General features: G+C 72.8%; 19 protein-coding genes. 4 read left to right on the plus strand and 15 right to left on the minus strand.

Features of this window, described 5'->3' with window-relative positions:
- Positions 1 to 151: 151 nt before the first annotated feature.
- Positions 152 to 820, minus strand: coding sequence for a YdcF family protein (locus C7M71_RS12225; RefSeq protein ID WP_111491647.1), 669 nt, complete (start codon positions 818 to 820; stop codon positions 152 to 154).
- A 14-nt stretch (positions 821 to 834) separates the two neighbouring features.
- Positions 835 to 1,926: a helix-turn-helix domain-containing protein gene (locus C7M71_RS12230; RefSeq protein WP_111491649.1), complete on the minus strand. Its 1,092-nt coding sequence runs from the start codon at positions 1,924 to 1,926 to the stop codon at positions 835 to 837.
- A 192-nt stretch (positions 1,927 to 2,118) separates the two neighbouring features.
- Between C7M71_RS12230 and C7M71_RS30615 the strand changes: the two genes are divergently transcribed.
- Together C7M71_RS30615 and C7M71_RS30620 are read left to right on the plus strand one after the other, a co-directional pair.
- On the plus strand, positions 2,119 to 2,532 hold the full coding sequence (locus C7M71_RS30615) for a hypothetical protein (protein ID WP_162824224.1): 414 nt from the start codon (positions 2,119 to 2,121) through the stop codon (positions 2,530 to 2,532).
- Positions 2,529 to 2,960: an ATP-binding protein gene (locus tag C7M71_RS30620; protein ID WP_162824225.1), complete on the plus strand. Its 432-nt coding sequence runs from the start codon at positions 2,529 to 2,531 to the stop codon at positions 2,958 to 2,960. The genes C7M71_RS30615 and C7M71_RS30620 overlap by 4 nt, the downstream gene beginning before the upstream one ends.
- Positions 2,961 to 3,000: 40 nt before the next feature.
- On the opposite strand, the gene C7M71_RS12240 is transcribed toward C7M71_RS30620, so the two are convergent.
- The 12 genes from C7M71_RS12240 to C7M71_RS12295 form a co-directional block, all read right to left on the minus strand.
- Entirely contained in the window at positions 3,001 to 3,393 is a 393-nt protein-coding gene (locus tag C7M71_RS12240) for a YccF domain-containing protein (RefSeq protein WP_111491651.1), read from the minus strand.
- Complete coding sequence (gene htpX, locus C7M71_RS12245; RefSeq protein ID WP_111491652.1) at positions 3,390 to 4,253, minus strand: zinc metalloprotease HtpX; 864 nt, start codon at positions 4,251 to 4,253, stop codon at positions 3,390 to 3,392. Before htpX ends, C7M71_RS12240 begins: the two co-directional genes overlap by 4 nt.
- A gap of 112 nt (positions 4,254 to 4,365) precedes the next feature.
- Complete coding sequence (locus C7M71_RS12250) at positions 4,366 to 5,967, minus strand: NADH-quinone oxidoreductase subunit N (protein WP_175607795.1); 1,602 nt, start codon at positions 5,965 to 5,967, stop codon at positions 4,366 to 4,368.
- 51 nt (positions 5,968 to 6,018) lie between these two features.
- The gene (locus C7M71_RS12255) at positions 6,019 to 7,617 is read right to left on the minus strand and encodes a complex I subunit 4 family protein (RefSeq protein WP_111491653.1); all 1,599 of its coding nucleotides are present in this window, start codon (positions 7,615 to 7,617) and stop codon (positions 6,019 to 6,021) included.
- 67 nt (positions 7,618 to 7,684) lie between these two features.
- The gene (locus C7M71_RS12260) at positions 7,685 to 9,808 is read right to left on the minus strand and encodes an NADH-quinone oxidoreductase subunit 5 family protein (RefSeq protein WP_111491654.1); all 2,124 of its coding nucleotides are present in this window, start codon (positions 9,806 to 9,808) and stop codon (positions 7,685 to 7,687) included.
- The gene (nuoK, locus tag C7M71_RS12265; protein WP_111491655.1) at positions 9,805 to 10,203 is read right to left on the minus strand and encodes an NADH-quinone oxidoreductase subunit NuoK; all 399 of its coding nucleotides are present in this window, start codon (positions 10,201 to 10,203) and stop codon (positions 9,805 to 9,807) included. The genes C7M71_RS12260 and nuoK overlap by 4 nt, the downstream gene beginning before the upstream one ends.
- Positions 10,110 to 10,973 (minus strand): NADH-quinone oxidoreductase subunit J family protein, encoded by an 864-nt coding sequence (locus C7M71_RS31670; protein ID WP_229758679.1) that lies wholly within the window; start codon positions 10,971 to 10,973, stop codon positions 10,110 to 10,112. Before C7M71_RS31670 ends, nuoK begins: the two co-directional genes overlap by 94 nt.
- Entirely contained in the window at positions 10,970 to 11,542 is a 573-nt protein-coding gene (locus tag C7M71_RS12275; RefSeq protein WP_111495354.1) for a NuoI/complex I 23 kDa subunit family protein, read from the minus strand. Before C7M71_RS12275 ends, C7M71_RS31670 begins: the two co-directional genes overlap by 4 nt.
- Positions 11,542 to 12,501: an NADH-quinone oxidoreductase subunit NuoH gene (gene nuoH / locus C7M71_RS12280; protein ID WP_111495352.1), complete on the minus strand. Its 960-nt coding sequence runs from the start codon at positions 12,499 to 12,501 to the stop codon at positions 11,542 to 11,544. The genes C7M71_RS12275 and nuoH overlap by 1 nt, the downstream gene beginning before the upstream one ends.
- Entirely contained in the window at positions 12,498 to 13,526 is a 1,029-nt protein-coding gene (locus tag C7M71_RS12285; RefSeq protein WP_114914336.1) for an NADH-quinone oxidoreductase subunit C, read from the minus strand. Before C7M71_RS12285 ends, nuoH begins: the two co-directional genes overlap by 4 nt.
- Complete coding sequence (locus C7M71_RS12290) at positions 13,523 to 14,233, minus strand: NADH-quinone oxidoreductase subunit B (RefSeq protein ID WP_407675890.1); 711 nt, start codon at positions 14,231 to 14,233, stop codon at positions 13,523 to 13,525. Before C7M71_RS12290 ends, C7M71_RS12285 begins: the two co-directional genes overlap by 4 nt.
- Complete coding sequence (locus C7M71_RS12295; protein ID WP_111494874.1) at positions 14,224 to 14,673, minus strand: NADH-quinone oxidoreductase subunit A; 450 nt, start codon at positions 14,671 to 14,673, stop codon at positions 14,224 to 14,226. The genes C7M71_RS12290 and C7M71_RS12295 overlap by 10 nt, the downstream gene beginning before the upstream one ends.
- 311 nt (positions 14,674 to 14,984) lie before the next feature.
- Between C7M71_RS12295 and C7M71_RS12300 the strand changes: the two genes are divergently transcribed.
- Complete coding sequence (locus C7M71_RS12300; RefSeq protein WP_111494872.1) at positions 14,985 to 16,181, plus strand: sensor histidine kinase; 1,197 nt, start codon at positions 14,985 to 14,987, stop codon at positions 16,179 to 16,181.
- Between the two features lie 239 nt (positions 16,182 to 16,420).
- Complete coding sequence (locus C7M71_RS12305) at positions 16,421 to 17,716, plus strand: sensor histidine kinase (protein ID WP_114914693.1); 1,296 nt, start codon at positions 16,421 to 16,423, stop codon at positions 17,714 to 17,716.
- A gap of 253 nt (positions 17,717 to 17,969) precedes the next feature.
- On the opposite strand, the gene C7M71_RS12310 is transcribed toward C7M71_RS12305, so the two are convergent.
- The gene (locus C7M71_RS12310) at positions 17,970 to 19,112 is read right to left on the minus strand and encodes a S1C family serine protease (protein WP_111495461.1); all 1,143 of its coding nucleotides are present in this window, start codon (positions 19,110 to 19,112) and stop codon (positions 17,970 to 17,972) included.
- Positions 19,113 to 19,196 lie beyond the last annotated feature (84 nt).

The following is a 19,196-nucleotide window of genomic DNA, read 5'->3' on the forward strand; positions in this document are numbered from 1 at the left end:
GGCGAGGTCGGCCAGTCGTTGCGAACGGCCGGGCCGAGCCACTGCCGCTGGTCGGGGCGTGAAGAGTGGCGAGGCAAGTCGTCGCGGCGGGTGGGCTGGACGTCGTGGAGGGCGATCCGGTAGTCCGCCGCGTGCGGCTGAGGGTAGTGGCTCAGATCGCCAGGAGGCGGTTGGTGAAGCCGTCGCGAACCAGGGCTTGGTAGGCGTCATGGACGTCCCCCGGAACGTCCTGCTCGATGGCGAAGCCGAGCTTCGGGTACTCGATCACCCGCTGGAGGTCGCCGACGAGCATCTCGGCGACCCGGCACTCGTCGCCCATGGCCTTGAGGTAGTCGTCGAAGTCCGTGGGCTGAGAGGCGCAGATGATCCGGGCCTCGGGCCAGACCTTGCGGGCGGTGGCGTAGGAGCGGCGTTCCATGTACGGCATGGCGATCAGCATCACCGTGCTGGGCTCGATCCCGGCCTCGGCCATGACCTGCCGCGACAGGGTGATGTTCTGGCCGGTGTTGGTGGCGTTGGGCTCCACCAGGATCGCCGCCTCAGGCACGCCGAGGGCGGTGGCGTGCTCGCGGAAGTGGACCGCCTCGCCGCGTGGGAACCGCTCGGGAGCGGTGGGATTGGGTCCGCCTGAGAAGACGAGCACGGGGAAGAGGCCGGCGCGGTACAGCTCGGCGCAGTAGGCGGGCACACCGAAGTCGTGGCTGCCCAAGCCGATCGCGGCGTCGGCGGGGCGCAGGTCGTGGTGCATCTGGTGGTAGTCCCAGAGCAGCTTGGCCTGCTGCCGCTGCTCCTCGTCCAGGCCCGGTCTGTTGTCCGCCACGCGCGTCTCCCTGGTCACCGTCGCCCGGAGCAGGGCAGCCCCCGGCTGGAGGTCCGGATGCCCTCGATGGAACGAAGCTGGTGGCACAGGCCGTACCGCGCGGCCGCCTTCGCCGCCTGGTCGAGGACGCGGAGTCCATCATCCACGGTCGCAGGGTCCGACAGCAGGATGTGCCCGTGAGCGGTGTCCAGGCGGACGCGCTGCATGGGCGTGTCGGTGGTGCCGGTCGCGCGCGCGGTGTCGATGAAGTGCAGAGCACGGGTCAGGTCACCAGCACCGCGATAGGCCAGGGCGAGTTTCTGCTGGGCGACCGACCAGTCGTCGGGCTCGGTCAGGTCTTCGAAGTCTCGGCTGGCGGCGAGCATGACGCGGGCCGCGTACTCCTGGTTGCCCTCCTTGCTGAGCGCGGTGCCGACCCACAGCCGGGCGCGGGCACGGTCGCGGTGCGAGAGCCGCTCGTCCATGGCCAGAAGTTCGTAGCGGCGCGCGGCGGCGTCGAGCTTGCCGCTCATCTCGGCGACCACGGCTTGGGACAGTTCGACCTGCGCGATCCGGCGGGGCACGTCGAGCCGGGTGAAGATCTGCTGAGCCCTGGCGTAGGAGTGCTGGGCGGACAGCGGACCCAGCAGTAGGCCTTGGTCACGTTGCAGGTCGGCTTCGAGGAGAGTGGAGCGGCCGAGCAGGTACAGGCCGCGCTCGTCCAGTTCGCCAGGTGTCCACCGGCTGGTCCAGCGGCCGAGCAGGCTGTGGGCGAAGGGAAAGTTCTGGCGGCTGAGTGCGATGACTGTGCGGTCCAGGTCCTCGGTCCAGGTCTCGTACTCCCACAGCCGGGGGCCGGCCGTCGTGACACGTGGGGCAGCGCTCACGCCGGCTTCAGAGAGCGCCACCTCGAAGCGCAGGTGCACGGCCACGTCGCCGCGTGCGAGAGCGGTGTCCAGGATGGCCTGGGTGTCAGGCTGTGGCCGGGTACTGGTGCCGAGCTTCTCCCACTTGGCCACCGTACGGGGCGCGACGCCCAAGTGCTCGGCGAAGGCCCGGATGCTCATGCGCAGGGCAGCGCGCAGGGCCTTGGCCTCAAGGCCGGTCCATTGGTGCACGGTCGCCACGAGTCGCCTCCCTTCGCAGCCATGGAAGCACCCGGCACTGACAGAGGGAGGCGAAAGTGCATCAAAAGTGCAACAGGAGACCATTCCCGCCACATCGGCCCGCCCGGCACGCTCGAAGCAACCGATTCCCCGGACTACCAGCTGTAGCTGACGTCTCATCAGTCAGGCTGGCCAAAGGATGGTCGAGCACCCATGGAACCGCTGACCGAGCACCGCCCGCTCCACAGTCCCGTCGTCTACGGATTCCTCCACCTGGTCAGGGCGCCGGTATCCCGGCACGCCGCCCTGGCCCAGGCGTTGGCCGAGTACTGCCGACGGCACGAGCTGCTGCTCGCCGGGGTCTTCACGGAACGCCATCGTCCCGAGGACGCATCCTCTCCGGCGTTCACCGGACTGCTGGACGTACTGGCCATGTCCGGGACCTACGGGGTCGTGCTGCCCACGGCTTCCCACCTCGGCCCGAGGCCCGTCGTACGCGCCAGAAGCGACCGGATCGCCGCCGCCGGAACCCGGCTCCTGCTGGTGCGCCGCTGCGGGCCCGGCCACCGCATCGGACCGAGCTACACGGACCCGGGGCAGTCCGCACCGCGCGGGAGCTCGATGTGACCGTGCTCAAGCCCTCCGCATCGACCTTGCGGTTGACGCTTCCGGCGGTCTCGGCATCGGTACCGCAGCTTCGGCGGGAGGCAATCGGCGCGCTCGCCGCCCATGGCCTGAGCCGCGAACACCCCATCGTGGACACGGCGTTGATCACGCTGAACGAGCTGGCCACCAACTGCGTTCGGCACGCGGCCGTCGCCTCCCCCACCTTCGATGTCCGGCTCACGGTCGAGCCGGGCCAACTGGTCCTGGCCGTCCACGACCGGCATCCCTACCGGCCCCGCGCGCTGCCGGTGCCGCACGCAGACGACAGCGGCGGCTGGGGCCTCTACCTGGTCTGCCGGCTTGTCGAGGAAGCCGGGGGCGGCGTGGAGGTTCCGTCGGACCGGGACGGCCGGGGCAAGACCGTGATCGTCCGGCTGCCCCTGTGCTGAGGGGCGTGGTGCCCGGCCGGAGCGGTCCGGGTGGCGGTGGTCAGCGGGTGGCGAAGGGTTGGTCGGTGGGGACGATCTCGCGGCCGAGGGGGAGGAGGGAGATGGGGATCAGCTTGAAGTTGGCGATGCCCAGGGGGATGCCGATGATCGTGAGGCAGAGGGCGATGCCGGTGGTGATGTGGGCGAGGGCCAGCCACCAGCCGGCGACGATGATCCAGATGACATTGCCGATCAGGGACCCCGCGCCCGCGTCGCGCCGCTCGACGGTGGTGCGGCCGAACGGCCAGAGGGCGTAGGAGGCGATCCGGAAGGAGGCGATGCCGAAGGGGATGGTGATGATCAGGATGCAGCAGATGAGGCCCGCGATGACATAGCCGATCGCCATCCAGAAGCCGCAGAGCACCAGCCAGATCAGGTTCAGAACGGTTCTCATGATCGGTACCCTGCCATGCGTTCGAGCCGGGCGATACGTTCCGCCATCGGCGGGTGGGTGGAGAAGAGCCTGGCGCCGACCTCTCCAGGGCGGAAGGGGCTGGCGATCATCATGTGGCTGGCGGTCTGGAGCTGCGGCTCGGGCGGCAGCGGGAGCTGCCTGGTACCGGCGTCCAGTTTGCGCAGGGCGCTGGCGAGGGCGAGGGGGTCACCGGTGATGCGGGCGCCGTCGGCGTCGGCCTGGTACTCGCGGGAGCGGCTGACGGCGAGCTGGATCAGGGAGGCCGCCACCGGGCCGAGGATCATGATCAGCAGCAGCCCGGCAATGCCGGGACCGTCGTCGTCCTCGCTGCGGCCGAAGGGGATCAGCCAGGCGAAGTTGACCAGGAACATCACCACGGAGGCGAGTGCGCCGGCCACCGACGAGATCAGGATGTCGCGGTTGTAGACGTGGCTGAGCTCATGGCCGAGTACGCCGCGCAGTTCGCGCTCGTCCAGGATGCCGAGGATGCCCTCGGTGCAGCAGACCGCCGCGTTGCGCGGGTTGCGGCCGGTGGCGAAGGCGTTGGGGGCGGCGGTGGGCGAGATGTAGAGGCTGGGCATCGGCTGGCGGGCGGCGGTGGAGAGCTCGCGGACGATGCGGTAGAGCCCGGGGGCCTCGATCTCGCTGACCGGGCGGGCGCGCATCGCCCGCAGGGCCATCTTGTCGCTGTTCCAGTAGGCGTAGGCGTTGGTGCCCAGGGCCACGACGACGGCGACCAGCAGGCCGGTGCGGCCGAAGAAGCTGCCGATCAGGACGATCAGCGCGGACAGGACGCCGATCAGTACGGCGGTCCTCAGCCCGTTGTGCTGGCGGTGCACGGCCGGCCCTCCAAGACGTGCGACGGGAAGCCTTCTCGTCCGGTCAACGCGGGGACGAACGGCGCTGGTTCCCTTCTCCCCCGCCCGCCGGGTGCGCGCAACCCGTACGCGGTCAGAAGAGGGTGGTGGAGACCACCTGGAGGACCAGTTGCGGGGCCAGCGAGAGGACGACCGCGCCGACGGCGGTGAGGGCGACGGCGGCGCTGAGCGGGGCGGGCATCCGGTGCGCCTGCGGCTGGGGCTCGGGCTGCGCCTGGGCCTGCGCCTGGGGCTGCGGCGTGGCCTGGGGCGTGAACAGCTTGGCCGTCCACACCAGGTAGTAGTACAGCGCGACCACGACATTGGCGGCCATCACCACGGCCAGCCAGCCCAGCCCGGCGTCGACGGCGGCGCGGAAGACCACGACCTTGGCGAAGACGCCGACCACGCCCGGCGGCAGGCCGGCCAGGCAGAGCAGGGCGAAGCCGAGCGCCAGGGCCGAGGCGGGGCGGCGGGAGAAGAGGGCGCGGTAGTCGTCCAGCCGGTTCTCGGCGGCGGTGCGGCCGACGGCGGCGACCACCGCGAAGGCGCCCAGGTTCACCACGGCGTAGATCAGGGCGTAGGCGGCGGTGGCGCCCAGCGGATTGCCGTCGTGCCCGTACCCGGCGGCGGCCAGCGGCACCAGCAGATAGCCGGCCTGGGCGATGGAGGACCAGGCGAGCAGCCGTACCGCGCTGCGCGGGGTGTCGGGGCGCTGGCGCAGCGCCGCGACATTGCCGACCGTCATGGTGGCGGCGGCCAGGATGGCGAGCAGCAGGCCCCAGGTGTGGGCGTAGGGGCGGAAGGCGAGGGTGGTGACCAGGGCGATACCGGCCAGTCCGGCGGCCTTGGAGACCACCGAGAGGTACGCGGCGACGGGGACGGGGGCGCCGGTGTAGGTGTCGGGCAGCCAGAAGTGGAAGGGGACGGCGGCGACCTTGAAGGCGAAGCCGACCAGGGTGAGCGCCGCGCCGGCCTGGGCCAGGTGCCGGAGCTGGGCGGGGGCGTGGTCCAGGCCGTCGGCGAGGGCGGCGAGGTGGAGGGAGCCGCCGGCGGCGTAGACGAAGCTGACGCCGAGCAGCATCACGGCGGTGGCGGTGACCGAGGAGAGGAAGAACTTCAGGGCGGCCTCGCCGCCGAGCCGGTCGCGGCGGAGTCCGACCAGCGCGAAGGCGGGGAGGGAGACCACCTCCAGGGCGATGATCAGCGTGGCCAGGTCGCGGGAGGCGGGCAGCAGGGCGGCGCCGGTGGCGCTGCCGAGCAGCAGGAACCAGTACTCGCCGGCGGGCATCCGCTGCTCGTCCACGGTGTGCACCGAGAGCAGGGCGGTGAGCAGGGCGCCGCCGAGGGCGATCAGCTGGAAGACCAGGGTGAAGTGGTCGGCGACATAGGAGCAGCCCCCGTTGTCAGTGGTGGCCGCTACGGTTTTCAGGCAGAAGGTAGCGCGGTCGCCGTGGCGCAGGGGGATGAGGGCGAGCAGGGCGAGGGCGAGGGCGGCGACGGCGGCCCAGCCGAGCAGTGGCTTGCGACGGGCGGGCAGCAGCAGGTCGGCGACGAGGATGCCGAGGGCGGCGACGGCGGCGATGAGCGGTGGGGCGATGGCGACCCAGTCGACCGACTGGATGAGTGCGCCCGGGTTGGCCACGGCGAGGTCGGCCAGCTGGTGGGGGGTGGTCGTCGCGGTCATGGCGGTCATGGCGGGCTGCCCGGGGGTGGGAGAGGTGAGGAGGCTGGTGAGCGGCATGGGTCAGCCGCCTCCCAGGAGGCTCTTGACCGCAGGGTCGGAGAGGCCGAGGAGGACGGCGGGCCACAGCCCGGCGAGGACGGTGAGGGCGGCGAGCGGGGTCCAGGCGGCCGCCTCGTAGGGCTTGATGTCGGCGATGGCCGGCTGCTGCGTCGTACCGGCGGGCTCTGCGGCGAGGCGGGGGGCGTCGGCGGGGTCGCCCATGCAGACGCGGCGTACGACGGTCAGCAGATAGCCGGCGGTGAGGAGGGTGCCGAGGCCCGCCAGGGCCATGAAGACCAGGTAGGCGGGGCGGGAGAGCCCTGCGGCGGGATGGAAGGAGCCGAACATGGCGAGCAGTTCGCCCCAGAACCCGGCCAGTCCGGGCAGTCCGAGGCTGGCGACGGCGGCGAAGGCGAGGAGTCCGCCGAGGCGGGGGGCGCGTCCGTAGAGGGCTGCGCCGGTGGCGGTGGTGGCTCCGGCCAGGTGGTCGAGGTCGGCGGTGCCGTAGCGGTCCTTGATGGCGCCGACGAGGAAGAACAGCAGGCCGGTGATCAGGCCGTGGCCGATGTTGGCGAAGAGTGCGCCGTTGATGCCGGTGGGGGTGAGGGTGGCGATGCCGAGCAGCACAAAGCCCATGTGGCCGACGGAGGAGTAGGCGATCAGCCGCTTGAGGTCGCCCTTGGCGCCGGGGCGGGCCAGGGCGAGGCAGGCGAGGGAGCCGTAGACGATGCCGACGGCGGCCAGCGCCCCGAGGTAGGGGGCGAGGGTGGCGGCGCCGTCGGGGGTGGCGGGCAGCACGACGCGGACGAAGCCGTAGGTGCCCATCTTGAGCAGCACTCCGGCCAGCAGGACGGAGCCGACGGTGGGCGCGGCGGTGTGGGCGTCGGGCAGCCAGCTGTGCAGCGGCCACATGGGGGCCTTGACCGCCAGGCCGAGGCCGATGGCGAGGACGGCGATGACCTGGGTGGTGTGGGAGAGGCCGGCGCCGTGGCGGGTGGCGAGGGCGGTCATGTCGAAGGTGCCGGCCTTGCTGCCGAGCAGCAGCAGGCCGAGCAGCATCACGGCGGAGCCGAGCAGCGTGTAGAGGATGAAGCGGTTGGCGGCGGGGCCGCGTCCCTCGCCGCCCCAGCGGGCGATGAGGAAGTACATCGGGATCAGCACGACCTCGAAGGCGAGGAAGAAGAGCAGCAGGTCAAGTACGGCGAAGGTGCCGAGCATGCCGACTTCTAGGAGCAGCAGCAGGCCGGTGAAGGCCAGCGGGGAGGGGGTGCCGGGGCCGTCGGGGAGGCGGCGGGTGGAGTAGAGCGCGCAGAGGAAGGTGAGCAGTGCGGTGAGTACCAGCAGCGGGAGGGAGATGCCGTCGACGCCGAGGTGGAGCCGTACGTCCAGGGCGGGGATCCAGCGGACGTCGGTGACGGCCTGCATCCGGCCGGGGTTGCCGTGGTCGAAGCCGGCGGCGAGGGCGACGGCGAGCAGCAGGACCAGGCCGGTGACGGCGGTGGCGAAGCGCAGGGCGCGGCGGTCCCGGACCGCCGGGTCGGCGCCGAAGGCGCGCGGGACCAGGGTGGCGGCGGCGCCGAGCAGCGGCAGCAGGAGGAGGGCGATGAGGACTGCGTTCATCGGGCGGTCTCCGGGAGGGGGGCTGGTGCTGCCGCAGGGGTGCCGGTGGCGAGGGGGGTGACGGGGGTCATGCGCCCACCGCCACGGCGACGGCGATGATCACGGCACCGGCGAGCAGCGCGCTGAGGTAGGTCTGGGCGTTGCCGGTCTGGGCGCGGCGGACGGCGGCGCCCAGCCAGCGGGCGCCGAGGCCGGTCCCGTTGACATAGCCCTCGACGACCTCCCGGTCCAGGAAGTGGACCAGGCGGGCGGCGGCGGTGAAGGGGAGGACGAAGAGCGCGCCGTAGGCCCGGTCGACGCCGAAGCCGCGGGTGGCCGGGGTGAGCAGCGGGCCGAGCAGGGTGCGGGCCGGGTCGGGGGTGAGCGGGACGGCCTCGGCGGCGGCCGCCGCTGCGGCGATGGCCTCATGGGTGGGCGGTACGCCGACGGGGTGCGGGTGCAGGTCGGCGGCGAGGTCGGCCGGGGTCTCCTCGGGCGTGGACTCGGTGCCGGCGGGCCGCACGGCGTGCCCGGCGGCGCGTTCCAGGACGGCGTTGGCGGCGTGCGCCTGGGCCTGGGCGACCCGCTGGGAGGCGGTGCGCCAGGCGGTGTACGCGACCAGGATGCCGACCACGGCCAGGCCGGTGCCGAGGATGGTGGTGGTGAGGGCGGGGCGGAGCGAGCCGCCGTCCAGCAGGGAGGGGAGCCAGTCCTGGCGGAGCCCGGCGACGCCGAAGGCGATGGTGGGCACGGCGAGCACCCAGAGCGGCCAGCGCATGGCGTGCGGCTCGGCGGGGTGGGATGCGGGGTCCTCGCGGGTGACGGCGGCGACGACGGGGCGTGCGGTGGGGGCGTGGAAGGCGAGCAGCCAGAGCCGGGTGGCGTAGGCGGCGGTGAGCAGGGCGGTGACGGCGGCGGCGACCAGCACGATCCAGCCTGCGGAGGCGGGTACCTGGCCGGCCGGGGCGAGGCCGCGGGTGAGGGCGTCGCCGGTGGCGGCGTGCTCGGCGGCGGTGAGCACCGACTCCTTGCTGAAGAACCCGGCGAAGGGCGGCAGGCCGACCAGGGCGACCAGGGCGATGCCCATGGTCCAGTAGGCGTCGGGGACGCGGCGGCGCAGCCCCGGCATGCGGGACATGGCGGTGAGCGAGTTGGTGTGGGCGGCGTGGATGACGACACCGGCGGCGAGGAAGAGCAGCGCCTTGAAGAAGCCGTGGCTGAGGAGGTGGAAGACGGCGGCGTCGCGGTCGCCGGAGGCGAGGGCTCCGGCCATGTAGCCGAGCTGGCCGACCGTGGAGTAGGCGAGGACCCGTTTGATGTCGTCCTGGGCGAGCGCGCAGAGTCCGGAGCCGATCATGGTGACGGCGGCCATCACGGCGAGCACGACCAGGGCGGCGCCGGAGAGCAGGAAGACCGGGAGGAGGCGGGCGACCAGGTAGATGCCGGCCGCGACCATGGTGGCGGCGTGGATCAGCGCGGAGACCGGGGTGGGGCCGGCCATGGCGTCCGGGAGCCAGGTGTGCAGCGGGAACTGGGCGGACTTGCCGGCGACCCCGGCGAGCAGCAGCAGGGCCACCAGCGTGGGGTGGCCCAGGTGTCCGTGGGCGGCGGCGTCCAGCACGCCGCTGATGCGGAAGGTGCCGGCGTCGGCGCCGAGGGCGAAGATGCCGAAGAGGAACGGCACATCGCCGAGCTTGGTGACCAGGAACGCCTTGAGGGAGGCGGAGCGGGCGTCGGCGGTCTCCCAGTGGTGGCCGATCAGGAAGTACGAGCAGATGCCCATGATCTCCCAGCCGACCAGCAGCACGATCAGGTCGCCGGAGTAGACGACCAGCAGCATGGCGGAGGTGAAGAGGGAGACCAGGGCGGCGTAGGAGGGGTAGCGCGGGTCGTCGCGCAGATAGGCGGTGGAGTAGACCTGCACACAGGTGGCGACGATGCCGACCAGGACGGCGATGGCGATGGCGAAGCCGTCCAGGTGGAGGGCGAGGTCGATGGCCGGTCCGCCGGTGGGGGTGAGCCGGGTGGCGGCGTCCAGGGCCTTGCCGGTGCCCAGGTCCAGCGCGACCAGCAGGGCGAGGACGGCGGAGGCGGCGACGGGGAGGACGGCGAGCGGCCGTACGAAGCCGGGGGCGCGGCGGCCGGCGGCGAGCCCGGCGGCGGCGCCGAGCGCGGGCAGCACGGGGACGAGCACGGCGAGGGTGACGGTCATGCGGCGGCCTTGCCCTTCACCGGGTCGGCGTCCTGGGAGGGGGGACTGTCGGGGGCGGAGTCGGGGGTGTTGTCAGTGGGGGGTGCGATGCTGTCGGCAAGGTCGCGGAGCCGGTCGACGTCGGCGGTGCCACGGCTGCGGAAGACCATGAGGACGATGGCGAGACCGAGGCCGATCTCCGCTGCGGCGACGGTGATGGTGAAGAGGGTGAGCGCCTGGCCGGCGTGGAGGGTGTCACGCAGCCAGACGTCGAAGGCCACCAGGTTGAGGTTGACCGCGTTGAGCATCAGCTCGACGGACATCAGCATGAGGACGGCGTTGCGCCGCGCGAGCACACCGTAGAGGCCGATGCAGAAGAGCAGGGCGGCGAGGACGGCGGGATAGGCGAGGTGCATCGGCGGTCAGCGCTCCTGCGGGGGGTTCGCGGGGGCCGCGGCGGGGGTGGGGTGGCCGTGGAGTCGGGGGCTGCGGGGCGGGGGGCGGCTGCTCGGGGTGCCGGGGGTCGGGGTGCCGGGGGTCGAGGTGCCGGGGGTCGAGGTGCCGGGGGTCGGGGTGCCGAGGTCGCCTTGCCGGGGCGGGGCCGGGACGGGCGGAGCGCGCTTCGGGCCGTCTCGCTCCGGGAGAGCACGATGGCGCCGACCAGGGCGGCGAGGAGGAGTACGGAGAGCGCCTCGAAGGGCAGCACCCAGTGGCGGAAGAGGCTCGCGCCGGTGACCTCGGCACTGCCGCCGCCCGCGCCGAGGTCGACCCAGGTGGAGCGGAAGGCGTCGACGACCAGGGTGACCAGGGTGGCCGCAGCGGCCACGGCCACCCCGAGGGCGACCGGGCGGTTGCGCGAGTCGGCGTCGGGCGAGCTGCCGATGGGTGCCTTGGTGAGCATCAGACCGAAGAGGACCAGGACGACGATCGACCCGATGTAGATGAGGACCTGGACCCAGGCGATGAACTCGGCGGTGAGCAGCAGGAACTCGACGGCGAGCCCGCCGAGCGCCACCACCAGCCACAGCGCGGCATGGACCAGCTGCCGGGTGGTGACGGCGAGCACGGCGGAGCCGAGCACGGCAAGGCCGACCAGGACGAAGACGATCTCGACCCCGGTGGGCGAGAGGAAGGAGTGCCCTTGGGAGGAGAGCGGGCCGGCGGCGAGGTGGAGGGCGGCGGTCACGTGTCCTGCTGCTCCTCTGCGTTCTCCGCGGCGGCGGCTGCCGCTGCGGCGGCCGCGAGCTTGTCGGCGGACTTGCGGGCGGCGGCGATCTCCTTGGGCTCCTCGGCGGCGGGGTCGAGGGCGGGCGGTGCGGGCACCGTCCACATCCACTCGCGCAGCCGGTCCCGCTCATGGGTGAGTTCGAGGATGTCGGTCTCGGCGTACTCGAACTCGGGCGACCAGAAGAGCGCGTCGAAGGGGCAGACCTCGATGCAGATCCCGCAGTACATGCAGAGCGAGAAGTCGATGGCGAAGCGGTCCAGCACATTGCGGGTGCGCGCCCGGGCGTTGGGGTCGACGGCGGGCAGCGTCTCCTTGTGGGAGTCGATGTAGATGCACCAGTCCGGGCACTCGCGGGCGCAGAGCATGCAGACCGTGCAGTTCTCCTCCAGCAGGCCGATCACGCCACGGGTGCGCGGCGGCAGCTCGGGCTGTACCTCGGGGTACTGCGCGGTGACGGACCTGCGGGTCATCGTCCGCAGGGTGACGGCGAGGCCCTTGGCCAGGCCACGACCGGGGAGGGGAGCCATCAGGAGATCACCACCTTGACGATGCCGGTGAGGGCCAGCTGGGCGAGGGAGAGCGGGATGAGGACGGTCCAGGCGAAGCGCATCAGCTGGTCCTGGCGGAGCCGGGGGTAGGTCACGCGCAGCCAGATCACCACAAAGGCCAGGACGAAGATCTTGAGCAGCGTCCACAGCCACCCCAGCCCGTCGGAGAACGGGCCGTGCCAGCCGCCCAGGAAGAGGACGGTGGTCAGCGCGCAGAGGACGAGGATGCCCGCGTACTCGGAGAGCAGGAAGAGGGCGAACCGCAGCCCGGTGTACTCGGTGTAGGCGCCGAAGATGATCTCGGAGTCGGCGACCGGCATGTCGAACGGCGGGCGTTGCAGCTCGGCGAGGCCCGCGGTGAAGAAGACGAACCCGCCGATGATCTGCCACGGCACCCACCACCAGTGGAAGGCGTCGACGATCCCGGGGAGGGAGAGGGTACCGGCCGCCATGGCCACCGAGGCGGCGGCGAGCAGCATCGGCAGCTCATACGACATCAGCTGGGCGGCGGTGCGGATGCCGCCGAGGAGGGAGAACTTGTTGGCGGACGCCCAACCGGCCATCAGCGAGCCGAGTACGCCGATGCCCATCACCGCGAGCACAAAGAAGAGTCCGGCGTCGACGACCTGGCCGACCAGGCCGTTCGGGCCGAGCGGGATGGCGATCAGCACGACCAGGTAGGGCAGCAGGGCGACGGCCGGGGCGAGTTGGAAGATGCGGCGGTCAGCGCCGGAGGGGACCACGTCCTCCTTCTGCGCGAACTTCACGCCGTCGGCGACCAGTTGCGCCCAGCCGTGGAAGCCGCCCGCGTACATCGGGCCGAGGCGGCCCTGCATATGGGCCATCACCTTGTGCTCGGTCTGGCCGATGACCAGGGGGATGACGAGGAACGCGGCCAGGGCGGCGACGCAGCGGAGCAGCGCGTCCAGCAGGTTCATGCGCCGTCTCCGTCCGGGCGGGGGTCGGTCTCGGGGGTGCTGCCGGGCTCGGTGTCGCGCTCGGGCCGGGGCTCGGGTGCGGGCTCGGGCTTGGCACCAGGCTCGGGTGCGGCCCCGGGTGCGGGCTCGGGCTTGGTGTCGCGGCCGGGCTCGGGCTTGGTGTCGGGCTCGGGGGCGGCGGGCGCCGGGGTGGTCTGCCAGGGGGCGTCCGGGGTGCGGCGGCGCTCCCGCTGGGGGATGGGCGCCTGCTCGGCGGCAGCCTCCGGGGTGGCGGCAGCCTGGATGGCGGAGCCCTCGCTGACGCTGCGGGTACGGCGGGGCCGGTCGGCCCGCACCGGGCGCTCCCCTGCGGCGGCAGGAGCAGCGGCTCCGGCTCCGGCTGCACGCCCGGCGGCACCGGCCGCGCGGGCGCCGCGCGCGGGGCGTTCGGCGACCGGCGGCAGGGTGCCCTTCAGCGGGCCCCACTCATTGGGGTCGGGCACGCCGGGCGGCAGCATCCGGCGGCGTCCGGCCGCCTGGCCCTCGCCATGGTCGCTCTCGCCGGGCTCCTTGGCGCCCGGCCATGCCTTGGCGACCCGCGCGGCCAGCACGAACTCCTTGCGCAGCGGGTGTCCCTCGAAGCCGTCCGGCAGCAGCAGGGTGGTCAGCCCCGGGTGGCCGGGGAAGTCGATGCCGAACATCTCGTGGGTCTCCCGCTCGTGCCAGCCGGCCCCGGCGTAGACGCCGGTGGCGGTGGGCAGCGAGGCGCGGTCCCGGGGGACGCGGGTGCGCAGCAGCAGGTGCCGGACGGGGGCGGCGTCGCCGACCGCCGCGAGATGGGCGACGACGGAGAAGCCCTCCGCCAGTTCGTCCACCGCGCTCAGCCAGTCGAAGTAGGCCAGCGAGAGGGTGTCCCGGGCGGCGGTGAGGGCCTCGGTCCAGTGCTCGGCGGGTACGTCCACCGTGAGCAGCTGGTGGCTCTCCTCTGCGGTGGCCCACGGGCCGACGGCCGTGGCCACCTCCTCCGGGGTGCGGTCGAAGGTCACTGCGCTGCTCCGTGCTGCTGCTCCGGGGCCGGTCCGGCGACCAGCGGGCGGCGGAGCGCGGCGTCCGGGACGCGGGCGGCGGTGGCCGGGGCGTCGTCGGCGTAGCGCTCGGCCAGCGACTCGTGGGCGATCTTCTCCTGAAGCTTGAGGATGCCCTGGAGCAGTGCCTCGGGGCGCGGCGGGCAGCCGGGCACATAGACGTCGACCGGGATGATCTGGTCGACGCCCTTGGTGACGGAGTACGAGTCCCAGTAGGGGCCGCCGGAGTTGGAGCAGGCGCCGAAGGAGATGACGTACTTGGGCTCGGGCATCTGCTCGTAGAGCCGCTTGACCGCAGGCGCCATCTTGTCCGTCACCGTGCCGGAGACGATCATCAGGTCGGCCTGCCGGGGTCCGGGGGCGAACGGGATGACTCCCATCCGGATGAAGTCGTGCCTGGCCATCGACGCCGCGATGAACTCGATGGCGCAGCAGGCCAGGCCGAAGTTGAAGCACCAGAGGCTGTAGCGGCGGCCCCAGTTGAGGACGACCTTGACCGGGTCCGGGGCGAGCCGGGCCAGCGGGCCGAGGCGGCGCTGCTCGACGGCGGCGCCGGGCCGCGACGGGTCGGGCATGCCGAGCGGCACGGCGCCGCCGACCGGGGAGCCATGGCCGTGATCATGGCCGTGGCTGTGGCCGTGGGGGCTGAGAGCGGGGGTCACGTCCATTCCAGGACGCCCTTCTTCCAGGCGTAGAGCAGGCCGACGGCGAGGAACCCGATGAAGATGAACATCTCCACCAGCGTCCCGGCGCCGTAGCCGGGGGCTGCGAACACGGTGGCCCACGGGAACAGGTAGATGGCGTCCACCGCGAAGATCACATACAGGAAGGCGTACACGTAGTAGCGGATCTGGGTCTGGGCCCAGCCCTCCCCCACCGGGTCGACGCCGCATTCGTAGCTGAGCAGCTTCTCCGGCGTGGGTGCCACCGGCCGCATCAGGCGGTTGGCGGTGAAGGCCACCGCGACAAAGAGCACCCCGACGACGGCGAGCAGCCCGACCGTCGAGTACGCGTCGAAGTAGCCGCCGCCCGTCGCCGGGTCGTCCGCAGCCGCGGCGGCCCACTGGGTGAGCTGTCCCACCGCGTGGGGCGCCTGCGTTGCCTCCATGATCGGTGTCCTTTACGCAGCCATGACGTTTCGTACGCCTGGGAGTCTAGGTCCACCTGCCCCCAGGCTGTGCACCGCGCCCGGCGTGCAAGACGGCGGGACCTCCCCGCAGGGCGCCGGCCGCCCGCCGGAGGTGGGGTTATCCCCCGGGCGCCGAGGGCGACCACCCCCATGGCCTCCCGTCCTTGCGGGAGGGCAGGCTGGGCTCACCACACCGGGACCAGCCGGCCGAGGAGCCCAAGGAACCCCCGAGCGACCCCGAGGAACCCCGAGGAACCCGGGAAACCCGAGAAAGAGGGACGGTACGCGACATGGAGGGCCAGCAGCGCCTTGCGGACAAGCCCGGGTCGCCGGGTGGCGGCGGGACCGCCCAGCACCGCCCCCTCTACGGGGCGCAGACCTGGGGGGCGGTGGCCTATCTGCTGCTGAGCTTCCCGGTGGGTCTGGTCGGTTTTGTGTTCACGGTCGTCGTCCTGTCGGTGGGCCTCGGTCTCGCCGTGACCGTGGTCGGCCTTCCGCTGATGGCCCTGGGCCTGCTGGGCTGCCGCGCCCTGGCCACCATGGAGCGGGCCCGGACCGGAAAGCTGCTGGGTGAGCGCATCCCCGACCCCGAGCCGCTGTCACCGCGCCGCCCCGGCCCCGCCGGCCGGGTCCTGGCCCTGCTGGCCGATGGCCAGGGCTGGCGGGCAGCGCTGTACTTCACCGTACTGCTGCCGTGGGGGGTCTTCACCTTCGCGGTGACCCTGGCCGTGCTGATCGTCGGCTGGCCGGTGCTGCCCTGGGTGGTACACAGCCTGGCGGCCGTGAACCGGATGCTGGCGACCTCGCTGCTGTCGCCGTCGTCGTTGTCGGAGCGGGTACGGGAGCTGGAGGACGACCGGGGCACCGTGGTCGACACCGCCGCCGCCGACCTGCGCCGCATCGAACGCGACCTCCACGACGGCGCCCAAGCCCGCCTCGTCGCCCTCGCCATGGACCTCGGCCTCGCCAAAGAGAAACTCACCGAAGACCCCGAAGCCGCAGCCGCCATGGTCGACGCCGCCCACGGCGAGGTCAAACTCGCCCTCCAAGAACTCCGCGACCTCGCCCGAGGCATCCACCCCGCCATCCTCACCGACCGAGGACTCGACGCCGCCCTCTCCTCCGTCGCCACCCGCTGCACCATCCCCGGCGGCGTCCGCGTCACCGTCAGCCTCCCCACCCGACCCGCCTCCGCCATCGAAGGCATCGCCTACTTCACCGCCACCGAACTCCTCACCAACATCTCCAAGCACTCCCACGCCCACACCGCCACCCTCGACCTCTGGCGCACCGACGACCGCCTCATGCTCCAAGTCCACGACGACGGCAACGGCGGCGCCCAGGAACACCCCGGCAGCGGACTCGCCGGACTCGCCGACCGCATCCGCGCCGTCGACGGCGTCTTCCTCATCCACAGCCCCCACGGCGGCCCCACCACCATCACCGTCGAACTCCCCTGGCACACCCGGTCCGCCGGCCGCAGCTGACCGCCCGCAGCTGCCCGCTTCCGCCGCGCCGGGGTGGGGTGGGGTGGGGAGAACCCCACCCCCAAGACGCCGAGGCTCCCCATACCGGCGGGCCCCTGCGGCCAGCAGGCTTGCCGTGTCAGCAGCACCCCGACTCAGAGGGCTCAGCCCGACCCAGAAGGCTCAGGAGGCCGGACACCGTGATCGAGCACAAGGCAGCCACCGGACGCGCCCGGCCGGGTGCGGACCCCGACCGGAGCATGCGCCCCGGCCCGGGTCTCCTGGGCGCCCCGTTCGCGGCCCGCACCTGGAAGGAGTTCCTGCACCTGCTGCTGGACCTTCCGATCGCGGTCGCCGCCTTCGTCTACGTGGTGGTGATGATCAGCCTCGGCATGGGCCTGGCCGTCACCTTCCTGGGCCTGCCGGTGCTGGCCGCCGGCGTCGCCGGAGCGCGCGGCTGGGCGGCGATGGAGCGGGCCCGCGCCGCCGCCCTGCTGGGGGTCCGGGTCGGCCGCCCCTCCCCGCTGCGCCCGACCCGCCCCGGCCTGATGGGCTGGCTCGGCGCGGTGCTCAAGGACGGCGTGAGCTGGCGCAATGTCCTCTACTGCGTGCTGATGCTGCCCTGGAGCATCTTCTCCTTCACCGTCTCCGTGGTCTTCTGGCTCTACGGCTGGGCGATGCTGACCTACCCCGCCTGGCAGTGGGTCTTCCCGACCTACACCGACCAGCCGGGCCTCCAGCTGTACGGGGACGGCCCCGGCGGACGGCCGGACGTGTACCTGGACAGCGTCCCCGAGGTGGCGGCGGCCTGCGCGCTCGGGGTGCTGCTGGTCTTCACCACGCCCTGGCTGATCCACGGCATGGCCAACGTCAACCGGGCGATGGTGCGCGGGCTGCTGTCGCCGTCGTCGCTGTCGGAGCGGGTACGGGAGCTGGAGGACGACCGGGGCACCGTGGTCGACACCGCCGCCGCCGACCTGCGCCGCATCGAACGCGACCTCCACGACGGCGCCCAAGCCCGCCTCGTCGCCCTCGCCATGGACCTCGGCCTCGCCAAAGAGAAACTCACCGAAGACCCCGAAGCCGCAGCCGCCATGGTCGACGCCGCCCACGGCGAGGTCAAACTCGCCCTCCAAGAACTCCGCGACCTCGCCCGAGGCATCCACCCCGCCATCCTCACCGACCGAGGACTCGACGCCGCCCTCTCCTCCGTCGCCACCCGCTGCACCATCCCCGGCGGCGTCCGCGTCACCGTCAGCCTCCCCACCCGACCCGCCTCCGCCATCGAAGGCATCGCCTACTTCACCGCCACCGAACTCCTCACCAACATCTCCAAGCACTCCCACGCCCACACCGCCACCCTCGACCTCTGGCGCACCGACGACCGCCTCATGCTCCAAGTCCACGACGACGGCAACGGCGGCGCCCAGGAACACCCCGGCAGCGGACTCGCCGGACTCGCCGACCGCATCCGCGCCGTCGACGGCGTCTTCCTCATCCACAGCCCCCACGGCGGCCCCACCACCATCACCGTCGAACTCCCCTGGCGCGACTGACGGCGGCGGCCGGGGCGCGCACAGGCAGCGGGCGCGCCCCGGCCGACGGGTCCTCCGGGCCGAAGCCGGTCCGGGGACCCTGGGCGCGGCGGCGGCGGTGCGGTCCCTTGCGCGGGTGTGCACGGCGGCCGTCGGCCCGGGTCATGGCGGGTCGAGTGGAATGGCGAGGGGCATGGAGGGAGTCGGGAAAGGGGGTCGGGAAAGGGGGCCGGGGAGGAGGGGGCCGGGGAGGAGGGGGCCGGGTGCGGAGTGGTCAGGAACTCCCCAGGGTTCCGAGGGTGACCTCGGCGGTATAGGCCCCGCCGTCGCGGGTGTAGCCGACCTTCACCCGGTCACCGGGCGACTTCGCGGCGAGCACCTGGGTGAGGGTGTCCGCGCTGTCGATGGTGGTGCCGCCGAGGCTGGTGATGATGTCCCCGGCCCGGATGCCCGCCTTGGCCGCAGGCCCGCCGTGGGAGACCGCGACGACGGCCGCACCGACCGGCTGGAAGCCGGAGGGGCCGCCCAGCACGGTCCGTACGGTGACGCCGAGCGCGGCCCGCCCGCTGTTGGTGACCCGGCCGCTCTTGATCAGCTGGTCGGCGATCAGGGTGACGGCGGAGCTGGGGATGGCGAAGCCGATGCCGGGGGCGGCCCCGCCGCCCAGGTCCTGGTCGACGGCGGCCAGGGTGTTGATGCCGATCACCCGGCCGGCCAGGTCCGCCAGGGCGCCGCCGCTGTTGCCGGGGTTGATGGCGGCCGAGGTCTGCACCATGTTGGGGATGGTGGCGCCCGGCCCGCTGCCGCTGCTCGGCTCCGAGACGGTACGGCCGACCGCCGAGACGATGCCCTGGGTGACGCTGCTGGAGAGGCCCAGCGGGTTGCCCATGGCCAGCACGATCTCGCCCACCTGGACCTTGGTGCTGTCGCCGAAGGTGGCCGGACGCAGCCCGGCGGGCGGGGTGCGCAGCCGGATCACGGCCAGGTCGCTCTGCGGGTAGCTGCCGACCAGGGTGGCGGCGAGCGCCTTCTCGCTGTTGGCCAGGGTGACCTTGAAGGTGGTGGCGCTGCCGACGACATGGGCGTTGGTGACGATGTCGCCCTGGTCGTCGTAGACGATGCCGCTGCCGAGCCCGCTCGGGGTCTCGATCTCCACCACGGACGGCAGGACCGCCTTGACCACCCGCTGGTAGTCGTTCTGCAACTGGTCGCCGCCGTCGCTCGGCGGCGCCGACGCGGAGGCGGAGGGCAGGGCGCCCGGTACGCCGGAGGCCGCCCGGGTGCTGGTGGCGGCGGAGGTGCCGGGAGAGCTGCTGGTACACGCCGAGGCCGCCAGGGCGACAACGGCGGCGACGGCGGCGGCCACGGCGGGGGGCAGCAGCCGTGCGGAACGGGTGCGGCGCGGCGAGGTGTCCACGGGTGCGGCCTTCGGCTCGGGGAAGCGATGTCCGTTTTGAGTAGTTTGTCGGAAGCATCGCCCCGGCGGCACCTCGGCACGCCG

It is taken from the genome of Peterkaempfera bronchialis (genome assembly GCF_003258605.2).
Lineage (GTDB): Bacteria > Actinomycetota > Actinomycetes > Streptomycetales > Streptomycetaceae > Peterkaempfera > Peterkaempfera bronchialis.